Source organism: Shewanella sp. MF05956, from assembly GCF_059758055.1.
The window spans coordinates 382,409-402,895 of sequence record NZ_JCAYNV010000002.1; the positions used below are offsets into that span (position 1 = coordinate 382,409).

The window sequence follows — 20,487 nt, forward strand, 5'->3', positions numbered from 1 at the left end:
CGAACCCAATAAAATAAAACAATAATAAAAAGAGAAAAATCAATGGGAATCGCTATTTTTGGTGCAGGATCGACAGGCTGTTATCTTGCTGGGCAACTGTGTTTATCTGGATTTGATGTTAGCCTCATTTGCAGACCGACAATTAAGCAAACCATCCTCGCAAATAACGGCATCACCATGAGTGATTATCAAGGCTTTTTACAGACGGTGATGCCACAAAACGTGATCACCGATATAGAACAAGCCCCAACAGCATATGCCGCTTTTGATGTGGTATTTGTCACGTTGAAATGCCATCAAGTTTCCAGTATTACCAATACCTTAATCGCCATCACTCACAGCAACAGCAGCATTATTTTTATGCAAAATGGTCTCGGCAGTTTCGATACCATCACAGATGCCCTGAGTCACTGTAACTTACTGCAAGGCATTACGCCTTTTAATGTGTTGCAACAACCCAATGGGCGCTTTCATAAAGGCACTGAAGGCGTATTTACCTTACAGCAAAATGAACATACCCAAACGATACAAACCGCAATGCAGGCTCAAGGTTTTGGCTGTGACTTACACCAAGATATGACACCAGTAATTTACGGTAAACTATTGTTAAATCTTAACAATGCATTAAATGCCATAACCGACCTACCGATTAAACAACAACTCAGCCAGCGTGACAGTCGCCGTCAACTAGCCGGTGCCATGACAGAATGGCTCAGCGTATGCCAGGCGGCCAATATCACGTTACATCAATACACTAAAGTGAAACCCCAATGGTTGCCGGTCATATTATCGTTACCCAATATGTTATTTACCCTGCTGGCTAAACAAATGCTCGACATTGACCCACAAGCCCGCTCATCAATGTGGGAAGACATCCAAGCTAAACGTAAAACCGAAATTGAATTTATCAACGGTGCGGTAGTGCGTTTGGGGCAACAATATGGTGTAAAAACCCCTATCAATAACGCCATCGTTACCAAAATTAATCAATTAGAACAATTAGTTTAACCAGATATCATACTCAATACATCAGTCGATACGAGTGGAAAGCTAAGATACAATTTAGCCACAACCATTATAATGGCTGACTTATTATCACAATAACGTGATAACCCATAAGATGTTGGGTTGCAGAGTCATTTAGGGCCTGTTTAATTTGATCAATGGATAACACATGAGCGACAACACTTTCTTTTTTGGCGATTGGCAAGTTAATCCACAAAGCAATAGTATTCAGTCGGGTGACATAATCCGCACCCTCGAACCTAAAGCCATGGACGTATTAAAACTACTGTGCCAACACCAGGGAGAGGTGCTCACCCCTGACGATATTATTCGTCAATGTTGGGGAGACATTGCCATTGGTGATAATCCACTGCATAAGGTCATAACCCAACTGCGTAAAGCTTTGGGCGATCAGGCATCAAACCCCAGTTACATTGAAACCATCCGCAAACGCGGTTACCGCACCCTTGCAAAAGTTGAGTTCCCCATTGGGCACCACACCCGAGTTACAACAGAGCCCTGGCAAGGTCAATCGCCCTTTCCTGGTTTACGTGCCTTTGAAGCAAACGATGCTAACGTGTTTTTTGGCCGAGGTGAGCAAGTCGACACCTTACTCAATCGTATTTCTAAACAAATTCAATTCGGCCGTGCATTTTGCTTAGTGCTTGGCCCAAGTGGTACGGGTAAATCGTCGTTAATTAATGCGGGGGTGATCCCTAACCTCAAAAGTGCCAGCGGCTTTAACGGCGTAGGGGTACTCGATTATGCCAGCCTAGACTTAGCCGATGTCATCCAGGACCGCCTGCTTATTGATATTGCCGGCGCCATGCTCGACTGGGAAATTAACGATATTCCGGTGTTTAACCAGTTAAGCGCACAACAACTTGCCATGCAGCTAATGCAAGATATACCTAACGTTATCAACCAATGCCAACAGGCCATAACCGCAGCCCAAACGAGCCATCACTATAGCCAACCGCAATTTTGTTTGTTTATCGATCGTTTAGAAGTGCTGTTGTCATCACCCATTTATAGCGAACAACAACGCACAGAGATTCTCGATGTGCTCGAAGCATTAGCAACATCAGGATCAGTACTGATTATCAGCGCCTGTCGTAATGACTTTTACCCCCAGGTGGTCAGCCACCCAAGCTTAATGGCAGGTAAAGCCAACGGTTCACACTTTGATTTGTCGACACCAAGCCGAACCGAACTCATGCAAATGATCCGTTTACCCGCCAATGCCGCTAACCTCACATGGTCAGTTGATCCCAATACCGCCATGCCACTTGATGAACTGCTTTGTAGTGACGCCGCATCCAACCCAGATGCACTGCCCATGTTGCAATACACCTTAGAAGCGCTATACCTCAAGCGCGATGAAAATGACCAGCTTTTAGTGTCTGAATATCATTCTCTTGGCGGCTTAGAAGGGGCTATTGGTAAAAATGCCGAGCAAGTGCTTGCCGGATTAAATGAAGCAGAACGTACTGCGTTACCTAACGTGCTTTCGATGTTAATCACTTTATCCGAAGACGAAAAGTCAGTGACCAGCCGCGCAGCTAATTGGGAGGGATTAAAAAATGAAGCAGAACAAAATCTCGTTAAAGCCATGGTCGACAACCGCTTGTTTGTCTCGCATCTACAATACGATAAAGCCTGTTTCAGTATTGCTCACGAGGCCTTATTAAGGCGCTGGCCGCGAGCAACCCAATGGATAAACGAGCATAAAGACAGCTTAGCGATTAAAAGCCGCTTACAGAATCAAACACAGCGTTGGTTAACTGAGTCAAAAAGCGCGGCCTATTTACTCACTGAAGGTAAACCCTTAGTGGAGGCACAAAGCTTAATCAGCAATTCGCTGTTTACCCTAGAACCTCAACAATTGGCGCTTATTCAAGCCTCAAGCAAACAGGCCAACATCGGACGCTGGCGCCGCCGCGCAGTCATGCTAGCCCTTGTGACACTGACATTGATTTCTGTCGCCATGAGTGTTCGCAGCATTGAGGCCGAAACCCAGGCACAACAAAAACGCCTGGCGGCAGAAAACTTACTCGGATTTATGGTGGGAGAATTCGCCGACAAAATGCGCGCCATTGGCCGCATGGACTTGCTCGATGGTATCAGTAATAAAGCATTAGAATATTTCAGCGATTTTTCTGCCGACGATGCCAGCTATTTAAGCTTTGAAGCCCAGTTTCAGCACAGCCAAACCTTAGAGGCCATGGGCGAAGTGGCCTATTCGCGCGGCAATACCGACGAAGCCCACAGCGCCTTAATCGCCGCCCGTGAGCGCATGCTGCCGTTACTCGAAATACAGCCTCAACACCTCAACTTACTTAAAACCCTAGGAGCCAATGCTTTTTGGCTCGGCCAGCTTGAATACGATAAAAGTGATTGGGCTGCAACACAGCCTTGGTTTGAAAAGTACTTAGTTCACAGCCAAGCCATGTATCAATACGCGCCTGACGATGACGATGCCATTATGGAGTTGTCGTACGCACAAAACTCTCTTGGCTCGATACACATGAAGCAGCAAAACTTTGCTGCCGCCCGAGAGTCATTTGAGCAATCATTGCTGTTAAAACTAAAAATATGGTTTAAAGATCAGACCAATAGCCAGCTAATCGCTGATATAGCTAATGCACGTTCGTGGCTTGCCAGTGCCGTTACTGCACAAGGTGACATTACCGCGGCGATAAAAATACACCAACAAATTCAACAGCAGCTGTCCAATCAAGCATTAGAAAAACAGCCCTATTTACTTGATCGCTTGTCAAGTAGCTATATGTTGCTTGCTCATTTACTAAATTACCAAGGGCATCATCAACAAGCTATTGAAAAAGCTCAACAGGGTTTAGTTGCAATTACCAACGCCCTTAAACAAGATCCTGAAAATGATATTTGGAAAATACAACAGTATTACGCTTACTTTGCTCTGCTGACGTTTAGCTCAGAGCCGATTAAACAAACAATGAAACAGAGTATTGAATCATTAACGATTATGCTTGCTGAAGATGTGACTTTACAAACCTCAAGCAAAAAAAATGAGTTACTGGCAACTTACCAACTGGCAGCAGCAAATTATTTAGCCACACAAAAATTATCACCAGAAAGCCTAGTATACGCACGACAGGCAACAACATCTTTTAACCAGCTTGCCACTGAATTCCCCCAAAGCTCGGCTTATACTGTTGGTTTAGCCCAAAGTAAAATGTTAATGGCTTCATTACTGGCCTCATTAGGGTCGTCACAGCAAGTTAAAGTACTGTGTGAGCAATCAAAATCACTACTCATCTCTATTGTAAATAAAAATAGTTCCCCCCAGTTTACAATTCCTTATGCTCAAGCCCTCGACTGCCTCGGTGAGGTTGAGCAACAGCCTGATTTAATCAAGCAATTGCAACAATCGGCCATAATCGATTATAGATTTATCTCTAATCCCTAAATCAACAAAAATGGAAAATAAAATGTCAAATACTCAATGCCCAAGCACATTTTTCAATCTCACTGTCACCCTCGAAAACGGTGAGCCCTTTTTTAGTTATACTAGCCAAGATGGCACCCCAAAAAGCGGTAATGTGATTGTGACCCAGTACAGCACAATCTCTTACCAACTGATTGACAATACAGGTAAAGGACTTAAATTTGTCGGTGCAGCTTTCACCACACCTTTTGACGGCATTATCGATGTCACAACCATTAGCAGCGATGGCACATTGATTCAATTAACCGATTTAGATGAAGTACCGGGCAATACCAGCTTTCAATTTGTACTGTCTAACAACGCCAATACCTTAATGCTACTCAGCCCAGATCCTGAAGTTATCAATCGTCCAAATAATTAAACAAACAACAAACTGAAGAAGCTCAGAGCTACGCCTGAGCTTTTAATATTGTCCTGCCTAACAACATTAATTAATAACATAACCATTGCTAAAACGCCTTGTATTATCCCGTAATATCCTGAAGTTGAACTTACCTTTTACCCGTTAACCGAACTAAAAACCAATCATTTCTCAATCGCCCAACGAGCAAACGCCTGTCAAATAACGGTCTCGCTACCTCCCATTAACGGCTTAATATCTGTCAACGATGCAATCAAATACAGCTGCAAACAGGCTATTTAAGCTAAGAACACTATCGAGTTTAGTGAGACAAATCCTAAAAACCAGCAACAAAATCAGCTTACCTCCAAGGTACATGCAATAGACACAACTCAATCGCAACACATTTTCACAATAAATAGCAACTTTAAATAATTTAAAATCAACAAGTTAAAAGCAGAAGGTTACCGAAAGGTAAATAAGCCTTATACCTAATAGAGTGTTTGACATCAACAAGGGGTTACCAATACCAAACGCTTAAGGGAATGCACCATGTTTACCAATGATAAATTAACAGAACTCAATGCCACGATTTCTCGTGTGACTAAATTAACAAACTCATTCGCTAAATTTCCCAGAGCGATAAAAATACCATTGCGAGTTGAGGCTGAACAACAATCCAACTCATCAGTAACAGATGTCATTTTTGATGCCACTTTTAATGCAACTTTTGATGTCACCTCAGCAAGTCATAATGGCAAAATGGCAGTAGCAGATAACCTCCAAATTAGCACCTTACTCAATGTGATTAACGCGATTTCAGAAGCGATTTTTGTGATTAACTCAGCAGGCGTCATTGAGATGATCAATCCTTTAGGCGCTAAATTATTCGGTACCCCAGCCGAAATGTTAATCGGTCAAACCTGGACCGATTATCTGCAAAGTCCTTTTAAAGATGAGTATCAATCTTTATTTACCTTGTGGAACAGCATCAGCAATGAAGCCAATAAAGTGACTCAGTTTAATCATGGCCCTAAAGAAATTATCATAAATCGTGCCGACAGTACGTTGCTCGAAGCAGACTTATCCTTGTCATGTTTACCGTCAATGCGGATAGGGTCTGAACCGTTATTTATTGGCATCATGCATAATCTCACTACCCATAAAGCCGAGTACAACAAACTGCGCCACTTAGCGCATACCGACAAATTAACCGGCCTTGCCAATCGCCACGCTTTTGATGATGCCCTGCAAACTAACTGGAACGACAGCATTAACCACGATCAACCACTGTGTTTAATCATTATCGATGTCGATTACTTTAAAATGTTTAATGACCAATATGGCCATGTTAACGGTGATAAATGTTTGCAAAAAATTGCTCAAGTACTGACAGAGGTTCTCCCCTCTAACAATGCGATGGCTGCCCGATTTGGCGGTGAAGAGTTTGTGGTCATTTTACCTAACAGTAATCCGCTCATTGCGGAATATATTGCAAGACAAATTCAACAAAGGGTTAATCAGTTAACCTTTACCAATATCGGGTTACCCGCACAAACCAAAATCAGTGTCAGCCAGGGTATTGCGTGTGAGCGCAGTGGCCAATACCGCACCCCAACAGCACTGATTTGCGCCGCAGACACAGCACTTTACCGTGCAAAATCAACAGGCCGTAACCGCATCAATATGAGTAGTTAACATACCCAATCGACCTGAAAATGCATGTTTCAAAGCGGCTTCAAGTCAAACCGCCACAAAAAAGTATTAAGCACACGTTTGGTAAGCTGCAATCCCACTTTTTTGATTAGCTTGCTGGGCCATTTGATATTCAGCTGGTGTGGCAAAATGTGCATCCCAATGTTGTAATTTAGGCAGCATAAGTCGATGCCATAGTGGCGGAATGAGGGTTAATACAAAGGTGCTAAGGTATCCACCAATCATTTGTGGTGCATTGGGATAAGGTGCTAATTGATGGTAAGGCAGTTGCCCCTGAGCATGGTGATGAGAGTGCCGGGTTAAGTTAAACATGGCCCACGAGCTTACTCGCTTATTGGTATTCCAGGAGTGGTGAGGTTTGACTGGCGAATTAAGTTCGCGAACCAAACCATAATGCTCCATGTAATTGACGATCTCTAAGGTCGCTTTAGCCCATAACGCCATTAATACAAAAAAGCTTAAGCCCTGCCAACCCGCAAGCCAAAATACCCACATCATAATCACTAAGCTCATGGCGTAGCCTCGTAATGCTTTATTGTGCCAACTCCATACCGCAAGCTGTTTACGCATTAGCCTTTGCTGCTCAATGTGCCACGCACTTATATTGCCCTTAATGGTCGAAATAATAATATGGGCATAAACACCACGACCACGAGGTGCGGTCGCCGGATCGTTTAAGGTACTAACGTATTTATGATGGCCATACACATGTTCAATAGCAAAATTTGCATCAAAACTAAATGCTAACAACCAACGCCCAATCAATAATGACACTGGGTCCCAAGTGCGATGCGTTAGCTCATGGCCAGTAATGGTTGCCATTACGCCAACCACTAAGCCTAAGTAAACCACCATCACACCATATTGAAATACACTCGTATTTTGACGCGCTTGCAAGGCATCATAGCCCGTTAAACTGCTTATCCATGCACCATATTGCCCGATATCTTGACTGGCAAACTGCCAACAACACACAAACACCAATATCACGGTTAAAGGCAATGCCAACCATAACTGCCACGTCAATAAAGCCGGAAATCGATAGATTGGTGTGTGCACGTCGTCACCAAATAAAATATCGCCGCCTAAATACACGGCAACCCAAATAGCAAACCCCATACTGATGTACGACTCACCTAAGGTAATACTGACAATGGCAATCAGCGCCATAAGGTGAAACGACATAAACTTAAGATACTTAAACATGACAGTCTCCTCACTCTTGCGGCTCATCGGCCAACTGGCGTTGACGCAGATTAACCTTAATATTAACCGCAGATTTAGGCACGCTTTGACAAGCCAAAATCATGCCTTGAGCTATTGCCTTAGCTGACAATACATAAGCACTGTCGGTTAATTGCTTAACTTCACCAGACACTAACTGGCACCGACAAGCGCCACAACTGCCTACCTGGCAATGATGAGGAAAAGCAATATCGGCTGCCAATGCCGAGGCTAAAACGGTTTGCTTTACGCTGGCTTGCTCAATAACAATGGTGTCATTAATGGTTAAGCTCACAGCTTTAGCGGTAAACATTGACAACATAAGTAATCCTTTAAAGGTTAAAGGATTACTTTACGTCAGCAGACAAAATAGAAAAGAGGGATAAATAGACATAAAGGGGTCATTAATAGACAAACACCGACAAATCCGTTACAACTGATGAATAGGATTGGTATATACCCAAACAACCTGAAGATGCTCGATTTCAGCAAGAATTTACACGCGTTTAGACAAGGCATTGATTGCGGGTAATGGTTATTCCCTTTCCAAAATCAATAACGCAGCATAAACGCGTGTAAAACTTGCCCTTTGGGAGTTTCACCGTGCTTCCACTTCGTTGTTACGTTAATTTATAAGGTACCTACATTACCGCATTAACGCGCCTAGTATTGAAAACACGGTGAAGCTCTGAAACACGTCTCTTCAAGTTGATTGGGTATGAAAGCGATTGATAAGGATGCTATGCAGCCACTGCCGATTTTTTATTTAAACCAAGTTTATCAACAACTGCGCCAGTGGGGCTGTGATGTTAACATTTGGTTGGTGCATAACGGCATCACACTTGAGCAATTACAAGACCCAGACTTTCAAGTAAGTTTTGATGATTATCAACGCCTCATAAACTCTGCTATTCATCTTTGCGCCAGACCAGAGCTCGGCTTGCATGTCGGCAATCGCATAGGCATTAACACTCATGGCATGATGGGTTTCGCCATACTTAACAGCAGTACACTAAAACAAGCTATTGATACATTGAAGCAGTTTATTAACACCCGCACGCCACTGGTAAAGATTAATACCCACGAAACGGCCAACACTACGGTTGTTACCCTTGAAGAAATACACCCGCTGGGAATAATACGGCAACCCTATATGGATGCATTGCTGGTGACGATTGCCAAATTGCTACAACAACTCATGCCGCTATCGACGCCGTTATGCCAAGTAAACCTCAGCTTTGCAGCGCCCACTTATTGGCAGCAATACGCGGAATTATTTAAAGTGCCGGTGCATTTTAATCAAAAAAACACCCAGTTAATATTAACTCAAGCATCAATGACGCAACCTCTTGATATGGCCGACCCGGGTTCATTTATGCAAGCCAAACAATGGTGTATAAACGAACTTGAGCAACTTAACGGCCAACAGAGTTTAAATGATAAGGTGTATCAATATTTACTCCAAAGCCCAATTCCATTACCAAGTTTAAGTGACACAGCGGCGCATTTTCACATGACGCCCCGTACTGTTCATCGCCATTTAAGCCAACAACAAAGTAGCTATAAGCAAATTGTCGCGTCGGTAAACCACCATATTTCGAAGCAATACTTGTCACAAACCAGTGGCAGTATTAAGCAGTTAGCGTATCAATTGGGCTATGTTGATGTGGCTAATTTTCGGCGGGCATTTAAACGCTGGCAAGGCACAACACCCAGTGAATATCGCCAACAACAAACCTAGGGTGTGTGTATTATATTAATGTACTATTAAGCTGATTAGTTAGGCTGAGCGCTGTTATGTTGCTTTTGTGTATAACTAGCATAAGCAATGAGCAACCCTGCACCAGCATACATGGTTAAACTGTACACGCCGGCAACGACGGCATAACTTGGCATGTTCAACAAGCTAATACAGATGAGCATCGCCATGGTTGAGTTTTGCAAACCAATCTCAATCGCCAGCGTTAATCCATCCTTATGCGAAAGAGAGCATACTTTCGCACTCACGATACCGATCAACATTGCGCCAAAGTTTAACAATAAACAGGCGATGAACACTTCATTAAAAGCATCAACGATAATGGCATGCTCCTGAACCACCACGCCGGTGATCATCAACAACAAAAACACTAACGCAAAGCGCCTAAAGTACACTTCAACCTTAATCGCCCACGCTCTGAAATAACTGCGAACCAGCATGCCAAATACAATCGGCAATAAAGTAATCACGAGCAATCCTAACGAAATGCTACTGAGCGACACATCTATTGGCGCTTCATTGGCAAAGTAACCCACAGCAAATTGAATCACAAACGGCGCGCTGAATACGCACACTATGCTGCTAATGGCCGTTAAACTTACCGACAACGCTAAATTGGCTTTGGCTAAATGGCTCACCACATTCGATGTCGTGCCACCCGGACATGCCGCCAAAATCATTAACCCAATAGCCATCGGCATAGACAAGTCCATTGCCAGGCAAATACCAAAAGCCAATAAGGGTAGCGCAATAATTTGCCCAAAAAAGCCCGTCACGATAGGCGCAGGCGTTTGCCAAAGGCGTAAAAAATCAAACCGCGTTAAGCTTAAACCCATGCCGAACATGATAAAGGCGAGTGCAAGCGGTAGCAGTATTTCGGTAATAATCGAACCAGTCATAGAGAGACATCCTTGCTCGCCAAGCCATGCGGCTTAGCGAGAGTGGTATTAAGCTAGAGACGAATTTAACCTAAGCTCGGGATAATAAACGCCTTTCAAACAGTCCTTTTCCCTGCTAACTGCGTTGAATCGACTTACAATAGGCTAGCTATTGACGCGTCAATTCGCCTTGTTAGCAGAAAAAATGACAAGCTTGAAAATGAGAAGGGGTAACATGTTGATTTTAAATAGTATAAGTTCACCCCTTATCCCGAGTTCAGGTTAATCTAAGAAGCTGTTGTCTTGTGCTAGAACCACTTGATACATAGGTTGGAAGTTGCCCCAGGTGACTAAATCTGAGCCGTTCATTTGACGGGTTTTGGTCGCTATCTCATGACCAATGAGTTTAAGTTCGCCAGCCGCTTGAGCCAATAACTGGCTATGACAACAACTGTCTAGCATCACAAAGTTTGCGGTAGCAGCATCAACAGATTTACCCACGGTTAATAAACCATGATTTTGTAAGATAACCGCAGCATGACCTTGCAGAGCATCCGCAATCATGTCGCCTTCAGATAAGTCAGCCACCACACCGGTAAAGGTGTCAAATATGCTGTGGTTTTCATAAAACATGCAAGCATCTTGCGAAATGGGCTTTAGCAACTCGCCTAAAGATGAAAATGCACGGCCGTAAGTGGTATGGGCATGGGCAACGGCATTCACATCTGGGCGAGCATGATGAATACGAGAGTGAATCGCAAATGCGGCATTATTGATTGGGTGCTTCCCCTCCATAATATTGCCTTTATGGTCAACACGGACAAGATCTGACGCTCTGACTTTTGAAAAATGTACCGCTAACGGGTTAACCCAAAAGGTTTCAGGGTCAATGCAATCTCGCAAGGTAATGTGGCCAGCTAAACCTTCGTCAAACCGGTAATGAGCAAAGACCCTAAACGCAGCGGCTAAACGCTGTTTTTCATATTGTTGTTGCTGTTGCTTGGAGTCAAATTTAGGCGGTAATGGCATTGGGTATTTGTCGGTACCTATGGTCATTTGTTTAATCTGTAATTCTTCTTGTGATGTTGTCATGTTGAGTCTACTTTTTATTGGTTTAGTTTGACTTTAATTTAACCAAGCCTAAAATAAATTCAAATGATACTAAATCATAGATAACTATTAATATGCTGCATAGTAAGATAGACCTTAACTTATTCCTCATCATGACGACTGTTTATCAACAAGGCAGCATTACCGGCGCCGCAGCTAAACTGCATTTAACGCAGCCCGCAGTCAGTCACGCCATTGCCCGTTTACGCAGCAAGTTTAACGACCCATTATTTGTTCGCCATGGCCGAAAAATGGTGCCAACGCCCTTGTGTCAAAAAATCATTCCCGATGTATTACAAGCAATGGATTTACTCGAGCACACCATATCAACGCCCGCCAATTTTGATATTCAGCAACATAAACGAGAAATAAAACTCGGATTACGTGACATTTTAGAGTCAATGTTTTTTCCCGTATTAGTGCCAGATTTACTCAATAACACGCCTAATCTCACCTTAAACAGCCGCCAAATTAAACGCACCGAGCTTGAGCCATCTTTGGCACAACAAACCTTAGACATCGTCATTGATGTACTCATGCCAACCCATAAAGACATTCGTAGCAGCTTAATTTGCCACGAGTCATTTTCGCTCATTTGTCGTAAAGACCATCCAATATTGCAGCAATTAACGCTAAGCAATTATGCCAAAGCATCACATGCGTTAGTCAGTTTAAAAGACTTTACCATCGACACTGTCGACATGGCGCTAGCGACTCAAGGCATTACCCGCAATATTGCTTTGCGCTGCGAGCACTACTTTGCCGCCATCAATGTGGTGAGCCAATCTGACATGATAATGACCATGCCAAGCAGTTATGCCATGTTGCTGCAACAATCTATGCCTATTGTGGTATCGCCTTTACCGTTTGAAGTACCCGATCTTGCAGTGCACATGTACTGGCATAAACAAGCCGAAGACGATCCCGTCAACCAATGGATAAGAACAAAACTGCTTAATATTTCAGCGCAGATTTTCCATACACCCACTGCACATAAAAAATAAAACCCTTTTTAGGTTTTGCACCGTTTACACTCATAACAGACCCACTTTACCCGTGTAAAAACAGTATTTAGCTAACCACTAGCGGAGTTATCAATGAATAAAATATTACTCACCAGCTTAATTTCAAGCTCATTATTCGCCTTAACCGCCACCAGCAGCGTAGCCACAGTGCAAGCAGCGGAGCTGAGTTTTGCTCATATTGAAACCGTAGGCACCAGTACCATTGAAGCCAGTGCAGACATGGCCATTATTAATGTGGCAGTGTCGATTGAAGCGGCCAATGCAAAGTCAGCAAAAGATGAAGCTGACGAAGCAGTTAGCCAATTTATGCAACGCTTACTCAAGGCCGGTATTGATAAAAAGCATATTCAAACAGCCAATTTACAGCTCAATCCACAATATCGATATGTGCAAAATGAGCCAAGAGTACTCACGGGTTATAGCGCAAACAGACAAATCACCGTCACCGTGATGGAGCTTAATATGCTCAACGAGCTGCTAGACAGCGCGTTAGTACAAGGCGTTAATCAGGTGAATAATATTGAGCTTAAATCAAGTAAAGAAGCTGACATGATTACCCAGGCTCGCCAGGCCGCCATTAAAGATGCCAAACAAAAAGCAGATTCGTTAGCCAAAGGGTTTGGTGAGCAAGTGGCCGGAGTATGGGAAGTAAGATATTTTCCAACACAATCACATCAACCCGAAATGTATCGCGCCAGCATGAAAATGAATGCCGATGTGGCGCAAACCTATCAACAAGGCCAGGTCACCGTAAGCGACAGAGTTGAAGCGATATTTAGGCTTAAATAAATTAGGGCAAGCTGGGCTGATGAATAAACTGAGTCAGCTCAGCCACAACCACTTCACATCATTGCGATGATCAATTGCAATAATCAATTGCGATAATCAATTGCGATAATCAATTGCGATGATCAATTGCAATAATCAATTGCGATAATCAATTGCGATAATCAGGCCACTTTTTTTGTCTGTAATTAAAAACAATCATGCCAAAATCAAAGCGAACAGGTAGTACCACTCAAGCAATAAACACTCGCAACACTCTGTTTAGTCTAAATTAAGTTAATACCTAACATTTAATTACGACAAAAATGATCTAAATCACATCGGTAAACCACCGCGCGCACTACACTGAAATTATTGAAGGCGAGAGATGTAACTGTAATAAATGTTCCACAATAAACGTCCTCCTCGCGTAACACTCCAATTCAGCAGCTGTACCTTAATAAAGTCCTTCTCGTTCGCTCCCAAAAGGCATGAAGACTTAACCAATAACTCAAAAATTTAACAGGCCTTGTAATGATTGATATCACCATAGACGGCATTTCCTTATCACTGCCTCAAGCAGATAGCTTACTCAAAGCTGCCATCAGCGCTGGCATTAACATTCCGAGCCTATGTGACTTCTCCCACAATCAAGCCAAGCAACACTGTAATTTGTGCCAGGTGCAAATCAAAAATAACGATGGAAGTTTACGCTGTGTTCGAGCCTGTGAAACCCCACTCGAAACAGGCTTAGATGTGATTACCCAATCGAGTGAATTGAGTAAAATACGCAAACAAGCGCTCAAAGATATTCTCAGCGACCACTTTGCCGACTGTGAAGCGCCTTGCCAAACCGCCTGTCCTGCTGGGGTTGATGTGCAGTCTTATCTTTATCATATTGGCAGAGGCGATCATAAAGAAGCAGTAAAAGTCATTAAACAAACCCTGCCTTTACCGCTATCGATTGGCCGTGTTTGCCCTGCCTTTTGTGAAGCTGAGTGTCGCCGCGGCCTAGTCGATGAACCTGTCGCCATTAGGCAGCTAAAGCGTCATGCTGCAGACCTAGACTTACACGACCTAGAGTCTTATGTACCGCCAAAAGCGCCTGCGACCAATAAGCGCATTGCCATCATTGGTAGTGGTCCTGCTGGCTTAACCGCCGGATATTATCTGTCAAACAATGGCCACGATGTCACCATCATGGAATCGGCCCCTAAAGCTGGTGGATGGTTACGTTATGGTATTCCGGAGTACCGCTTACCCAAAGATATTCTAGATAAAGAAATTGAGCTCCTCACCCGTAATGGGCTTAAGATTAAAACGGATTATGCATTGGGCCGCGACACTAACTTAACCGAGTTAGTCGCTAACTATGATGCGGTTTGTCTTGCCATTGGCGCACAAAAAGCCGTCCCCATGAATTACCCAGGCAGCGATTTAGCCGGCTGTTACTTGGGCGTCGATTACTTACGTGATTATTGCACCCATAAAAAAATGATTACGGGTAAAAAAGTGGCGGTGATTGGTGGCGGCAATACCGCAATTGATTGCGCCCGTACCGCACTAAGAGATGGCGCCGATGTCACCTTAATTTATCGCCGTGGCCGCGATGAAATGCCCGCAGAACCTTACGAAATTCACGAGGCAGAAGTGGAAGGGGTTAAGTTTCACTTTCTTACCAACCCCATTGAAAACCACAGCGACAGTCGAGGCCGTGTCAACGCTGTCACTTTTGAAAAAATGGCTCTGGGCGAGCCAGATGCATCGGGTAGACGCTCACCAAAAGCCACTGGCGAAACCTTTAAAGAGGCCTTCGACACCGTGATCCCTGCGGTATCTCAACAGGTCGATTTAGATTTTTTAGATCAGCCCGAAAATCAAATAGACACAGGTCACTTAGCCCTCACCCGTTGGCATACATTCTTGGGGTGCGAACAAACCATGTCTGCTGGGGTTGAGAAACTGTTTGTGATTGGTGATTCACGCACCGGCCCTGGCACGGCTGTAGCCGCGGTTGCCGATGGCCGCAAAGCCGCCGAAGCCATTGAAGGTTTACTCAAAGAAGGCTTAACGTGTCATTTAGAACCGGGGCTATTTAACGCTCGCAAAGCCAATAAAACGGCGTCATTAGCCACTAACACCTATCCAGTGTTGTATCCCAATCCCCCTAAACGCCCCCGTTTAAAAATGCCTGAGCTACACCAATTAAACCGCGCACTTAATTTTGCCGAGGTAGAACTCGGTTTCATTCCCGATGAAGCAATGCAAGAAGCCATGCGGTGTTTAGAATGTGCCTGCCAAGCCAATACCGATTGTAAGTTACGCGACTATGCCACCGAATATAAAGTCGATGGCAACACTCTTGAGCAAACTCACGCACGCAAATTTCACGTTGATAATAGCGCCCCCTTTATTACTTTCGACGCTAACAGATGTATCAGCTGTGGAGCTTGTGTTGAAGCGTGTCATCAACAAAGTGGCCATAACGTGATTAACTTTGCGCCCAATAGCTATCAAGCGCTCCCAGATGCAGCAGGTACGATTGATAGTCGCCGAAATGCACCGCGTGTCGGCTTTAGCGCATCAATGAACGACAGCGATTGTGTTCAGTGCGGCAATTGCGTACAAGTGTGCCCAACGGGCGCATTAGTCGATGCCAGAGATAAAACCCAAGGCACGCACAGGGAGCTGATAAAAACCTCAACAGTGTGTACTTATTGTGGCGTCGGTTGCCGAGTCGAGCTGCATGTAGACCCAAGTAAAAACCGCGTGGTACGCATCACCGGCGACAGCAACTCATTAGTCAATGAAGGTATGTTATGCGTAAAAGGTCGCTCCGGTTTTGATTTTTTAAACAGCACTAAACGCCTTACTACACCGTTAATCCGTAAAAATGGCCAGTTACAGCCGGCAAGCTGGAGCGAAGCAATTAATTATATTACCGAGCAACTTAAACCGATAAAAGAGGCCGCTGGGCCAAGTAAATTTGCGGCGTTATCTTCAGCAAAATGCACCAATGAAGAGAACTATTTAATGCAAAAATTTACCCGCAGCATTATGGGTACTAACAACATAGATCATTGCGCAAGATTGTGTCATTCATCAACGGTTGCAGGCTTATCCGATACGATTGGCGGCGGTGCAATGACCAATGATATTCCCAGTATTAAACAGTCTGATGTTATTTTTATTATCGGCTCCGATACTACCAGCGCCCACCCTATTATTGCCTCTCACATTAAGCGCGCGGTTAGCCAACATGGCGCACGTTTAATCGTCGCAGACCCTAAAAAAACAGCCATTGCTGACAGTGCAAAACTCTACGTGTCTCACCGTCCCGGTACAGACGTTATGCTACTTAATGCCATCATGCAGCAAATCATCCTTAATGATTGGCAAGACACCAACTACATAAATCAACGAGTTGAAGATTATGAGTTACTCAAACAAGAAGTGCTCAAGCCAGATTACAACTTAAGCAATGCGGCATTAATCACAGGTGTAAGTGCTGAAGACATCGCCGCAATGGCAAAAATGATTGGCACCGCAACTAAAACCGCCTTGTATTACGCCATGGGAATAACCCAACATACGTCTGGTTATGACAACGTGGTGTCCACCTCTAATTTACAATTACTGTGTGGCAACATCGGCGTGATTGGCGCTGGTATAAATCCGCTTCGCGGCCAAAGTAATGTTCAAGGTGCGTGTGATATGGGCGCACTACCCAATTATTACCCGGGTTATCAAAAAGTCGACAATCCAGATAATAGCGCTAAATTTGCTGCGGCCTGGGGTAACACTTCACTGGCTAGTGAACCCGGATATACCGCAACAGAAATCATGCACGCGATTGTCGAGGGTAAACTCGAGGCATTATATGTATTAGGCGAAAACCCTGTACTGAGCGACCCAGATCAGGCTCATGTCATTGCAGCGCTGTCTAAAATCAAATTTATGGTAGTACAAGACATCTTTTTAACTGAAACGGCGCAAATGGCACACGTGGTTCTGCCCGCCACCGCTTTTGCTGAAAAAGAGGGGCATTTCACTAATACCGAACGCCGAGTACAACAGCTACGCGTAGCCTTAACTCCACCGGGTGACGCGAAAGTCGACTGGCAAATAATCCAAATGATAGCCAATAAGTTAGGCGCTAACTGGCATTACCAAAATGCGAAAGACATTTGGCAGGAAATTAACCAGGTTACACCGCAGTATCAAGGCTTAACATGGCAACGACTTGAGCAAAAAGTTGATGGACTACAGTGGCCCTGCTTCGATGAAACTCATCCAGGTACAGCCGTGTTACATACCGAGAAGTTTTTACGCGGCCAAGGCCGAATGATACCCGCAAGCTATCGCTTACCCGCCGAAATGCCAGACAGTGAGTATCCATTAATACTGTCAACGGGACGTTTGCTAGAGCAATTCCATACCGGCACCATGACCCGTAAAACGCCAGAATTGGATATTAAAGGGTCGCCAAGAGTAATGATTTCGGTGTATGACGCTGAGCAACTCGGCGTCAATAATGGCGACATGTTAACCCTCACAACGCGCAGAGGCACCATCGACATCGCCGCATTTGTCACTAAACGCGCGCAAGTAGGCGTGTTGTTTTTACCTTTCCACTTTGCTGAGTCTGCCGCTAACAAACTGACGATTAATGCATTAGATCCCATTGCAAAAATCCCAGAATATAAGGTGTGTTCAGTTAAAGCGGAAAAGTCACAACAAACGCTTACAGTGGCATAGTGTTAATTATGAACGAAAAATGCCTCGTCCTAATTAGACGAGGCATTTTGTATCACGTTACCGTTAATCATTATGTAAACGATTAGCGACTATCCATTAACCGTTGTTGGCGTGAGCTCGATATCTTTTTTAAGCACAAGCACAACAAGGTAAACCAAACCTAAAATAGGCACTATCGATAACCCTGCACCAATCACACCGGCTAAAACCGGCGATTGTGTTTTACGACGACCTAAGTAATAACAAATACAGCCCATCACTAATGCAAAAACAATAATCAACTGGCCGACCAAGGTTGCATTAACATCCATTTACCCTGTCCTTATTAACGGTTCGATATAACGCCATAACGTTCATCATTTAAACGTATTTAACAACAATGTTACATCCATATATTACTCACAGTAAAGTGGAGTATTATTTTTCGCTAAATAAGCGATAGTATCGGCACGGTTAACTCTTACCCGTTACGCACTAAACTTGCCATTTTGCTGAATTATCGGTAGTTTTAACCACATTGAAAGACGTAAAAATAACAACAAAGGATTACGAATGGGAAACATACTTTGGGTGGCCTCTTACCCTAAATCGGGTAACACTTGGGTACGCGCTTTTTTAGAGAACTACATTCAAAATCAAGATCAGCCTATTGATATTAATACCATGCACACCATATCTACTGCAGAATCGGCCGCGCATCGTTATCAAGCTTATTTACCTAAAGATAAATCCGCAACAACCGAACTGACGTTAGAAGAAGTCAGTGCAATTCGCCCTCAAGTGCAAGCAGATATTGCGCATCAGGCTCAAGGGACCACCTTTGTAAAAACCCACAACTATTTAGGCGAATATAACGGCCAACCGTTACATAACTCCACGGTCACTTCGGGCGCTATTTATGTTGTGCGTAATCCACTTGATGTGGTTATTTCAATGGCCAATTACTTTGATTACACCATCGATGAAGCCATTGCCTACATGGCAGAAGAAATGACAGGTACCCCAAACGAGGCAGCGCATGTGCCACAAATTATCACCTCGTGGTCGATGCACGTATCGAGCTGGACAAGCGACGATACCTCAAAGCTCATTTTACGTTATGAAGACATGCTAGATGACCCTAAAAAAGTCTTCCGCAAAGTTGAGTCGTTTTTAGGCTTAAAGAAAGATCCTGCAAGGCTTAAAAATGCCATTAAGCACTCATCATTTGCGCAATTAAAAGCTCAGGAAGCCAAACGTGGATTTGTTGAAAAGCATGAAAATGCTAATGCTTTCTTTAGGAAAGGCGGTAAGCATCAATGGCAATCAAAGCTCACACCAGAACAGGTAAAAAGCATTGTCGATACCCATTATGAGCAAATGAAGCGCTTTAAGTACTTACCCGCTGGGATGTAACTTTCCCACATTAAAACAGCCACATATACCCATAAAAACGTCCTATTGCTACTGCACTAGGACGTTTTTATTGGCTGTAATGACAGCGGTATTGATTAACGGTAAATAATGGTTAGCTCTGTTTACGATAAGCCATCACTAACAGCACAACACCCGTCAGTAAAAATGGCAAACTTAACCACTGGCCAGCACTTAACATCGACTCATGGTAAGCCGCCTGGCTGACCTTAACGCTTTCAATCGCAATACGTGCACTAAATACAGACACTAAAAACACCCCAAAAATCGCACCGTGTTTTTGTTTCATGTTGGTGTATTTATAAATAGCGTATAAGCCAATAAAAATTAAGAGATAAGCAAGCGACTCATACAACTGCGCCGGGTGACGCGGCAGCATATCTATTCGTTTAAAAATAATGCCCCAAGGTTGAGTGGTTGGCTCACCTAGAATTTCAGAGTTTGCAAAGTTGGCCATACGCACAAAAAAGCCAAAGATGGCTGTAGAAATGGCTAGGCGATCAAGCAAAAATAAAAACGGTAATTTCACCTGACGTTGGTAATAATACAGCGCCAAAATGGCACCTAAACCGCCGCCATGGCTGGCTAAGCCGCCTTCCCAAATGGCCAGGATTTTCAGCGGATTAGCAAAATAATATCCAGGGTCATAAAAAACACAGTGCGCTAAACGCGCGCCAACAATAATACCCACCACACAATAGACTAAGAAGTTATCGAGGGACTCAACATCCAATCCTTCTTTTTTAAACATGTGCTTTAATACTTGAAAGCCTGTGGCAATCGCTAAGGCGAAAAGAGCACCATACCAATGTACGGTTAAACCCATAAACGAGACTAATATAGGATTAAAATCCCAGACGATGTGTTCCAAATCACCTACTCCAAAGTAAAACCGTATTTTATCGCATTATGCTAAAACAACTTTATGCCAGATGATACAGAGATACGTCATCTAAAAGAAAGTTTCATCAACCTTAAAGCAGGTTAATTAACATTGAACGACCAAA

15 protein-coding genes are annotated in these 20,487 nt (G+C 43.7%); 9 read left to right on the forward strand and 6 right to left on the reverse strand.

What is annotated here, in order from left to right; genetic code table 11:
• The first annotated feature begins 42 nt into the window (after positions 1-42).
• From AC19MX_RS03585 to AC19MX_RS03600, 4 genes are all read left to right on the forward strand, one after another.
• A complete protein-coding gene (locus AC19MX_RS03585; RefSeq protein ID WP_432399178.1) occupies positions 43-1,008 on the forward strand; it encodes a 2-dehydropantoate 2-reductase in 966 nt (321 codons plus the stop codon).
• A 166-nt stretch (positions 1,009-1,174) separates the two neighbouring features.
• Positions 1,175-4,453, forward strand: a complete 3,279-nt coding sequence (locus tag AC19MX_RS03590; RefSeq protein WP_432399179.1) for an nSTAND1 domain-containing NTPase — start codon at positions 1,175-1,177, stop codon at positions 4,451-4,453.
• Positions 4,454-4,475: 22 nt separating this feature from the next.
• Positions 4,476-4,853: a DP-EP family protein gene (locus AC19MX_RS03595; RefSeq protein ID WP_350995653.1), complete on the forward strand. Its 378-nt coding sequence runs from the start codon at positions 4,476-4,478 to the stop codon at positions 4,851-4,853.
• A gap of 531 nt (positions 4,854-5,384) precedes the next feature.
• On the forward strand, positions 5,385-6,530 hold the full coding sequence (locus AC19MX_RS03600; protein WP_432399180.1) for a GGDEF domain-containing protein: 1,146 nt from the start codon (positions 5,385-5,387) through the stop codon (positions 6,528-6,530).
• A gap of 66 nt (positions 6,531-6,596) precedes the next feature.
• Here AC19MX_RS03600 and AC19MX_RS03605 read toward each other — a convergent pair whose 3' ends face one another.
• Together AC19MX_RS03605 and AC19MX_RS03610 are read right to left on the reverse strand one after the other, a co-directional pair.
• Positions 6,597-7,754 (reverse strand): alkane 1-monooxygenase, encoded by a 1,158-nt coding sequence (locus AC19MX_RS03605; RefSeq protein ID WP_432399181.1) that lies wholly within the window; start codon positions 7,752-7,754, stop codon positions 6,597-6,599.
• Positions 7,755-7,764: 10 nt separating this feature from the next.
• Positions 7,765-8,094, reverse strand: a complete 330-nt coding sequence (locus AC19MX_RS03610; RefSeq protein ID WP_432399182.1) for a 2Fe-2S iron-sulfur cluster-binding protein — start codon at positions 8,092-8,094, stop codon at positions 7,765-7,767.
• 396 nt (positions 8,095-8,490) lie between these two features.
• Between AC19MX_RS03610 and AC19MX_RS03615 the strand changes: the two genes are divergently transcribed.
• A complete protein-coding gene (locus AC19MX_RS03615; protein ID WP_432399183.1) occupies positions 8,491-9,513 on the forward strand; it encodes an AraC family transcriptional regulator in 1,023 nt (340 codons plus the stop codon).
• Between the two features lie 35 nt (positions 9,514-9,548).
• Here the strand turns inward: AC19MX_RS03615 and AC19MX_RS03620 are convergent, their stop codons facing one another.
• Together AC19MX_RS03620 and AC19MX_RS03625 are read right to left on the reverse strand one after the other, a co-directional pair.
• Positions 9,549-10,430: a bile acid:sodium symporter family protein gene (locus AC19MX_RS03620; protein WP_432399184.1), complete on the reverse strand. Its 882-nt coding sequence runs from the start codon at positions 10,428-10,430 to the stop codon at positions 9,549-9,551.
• Between the two features lie 261 nt (positions 10,431-10,691).
• Positions 10,692-11,501: a class II aldolase/adducin family protein gene (locus AC19MX_RS03625; RefSeq protein ID WP_432399185.1), complete on the reverse strand. Its 810-nt coding sequence runs from the start codon at positions 11,499-11,501 to the stop codon at positions 10,692-10,694.
• 92 nt (positions 11,502-11,593) lie between these two features.
• On the opposite strand from AC19MX_RS03625, the gene AC19MX_RS03630 reads away from it, so the two are divergent.
• The 3 genes from AC19MX_RS03630 (at position 11,594) to fdhF (ending at position 18,067) form a co-directional block, all read left to right on the forward strand.
• The gene (locus AC19MX_RS03630; RefSeq protein WP_432399186.1) at positions 11,594-12,523 is read left to right on the forward strand and encodes a LysR family transcriptional regulator; all 930 of its coding nucleotides are present in this window, start codon (positions 11,594-11,596) and stop codon (positions 12,521-12,523) included.
• Between the two features lie 93 nt (positions 12,524-12,616).
• Positions 12,617-13,333, forward strand: coding sequence for an oxidative stress defense protein (locus AC19MX_RS03635; protein ID WP_432399187.1), 717 nt, complete (start codon positions 12,617-12,619; stop codon positions 13,331-13,333).
• Between the two features lie 510 nt (positions 13,334-13,843).
• Positions 13,844-18,067 (forward strand): formate dehydrogenase subunit alpha, encoded by a 4,224-nt coding sequence (fdhF, locus tag AC19MX_RS03640; protein ID WP_432399188.1) that lies wholly within the window; start codon positions 13,844-13,846, stop codon positions 18,065-18,067.
• A gap of 89 nt (positions 18,068-18,156) precedes the next feature.
• On the opposite strand, the gene AC19MX_RS03645 is transcribed toward fdhF, so the two are convergent.
• Entirely contained in the window at positions 18,157-18,378 is a 222-nt protein-coding gene (locus AC19MX_RS03645; protein WP_432399189.1) for a hypothetical protein, read from the reverse strand.
• 241 nt (positions 18,379-18,619) lie between these two features.
• Between AC19MX_RS03645 and AC19MX_RS03650 the strand changes: the two genes are divergently transcribed.
• On the forward strand, positions 18,620-19,462 hold the full coding sequence (locus tag AC19MX_RS03650) for a sulfotransferase domain-containing protein (RefSeq protein ID WP_432399190.1): 843 nt from the start codon (positions 18,620-18,622) through the stop codon (positions 19,460-19,462).
• A 112-nt stretch (positions 19,463-19,574) separates the two neighbouring features.
• On the opposite strand, the gene lgt is transcribed toward AC19MX_RS03650, so the two are convergent.
• Complete coding sequence (gene lgt, locus AC19MX_RS03655) at positions 19,575-20,351, reverse strand: prolipoprotein diacylglyceryl transferase (RefSeq protein ID WP_432399191.1); 777 nt, start codon at positions 20,349-20,351, stop codon at positions 19,575-19,577.
• Positions 20,352-20,487 lie beyond the last annotated feature (136 nt).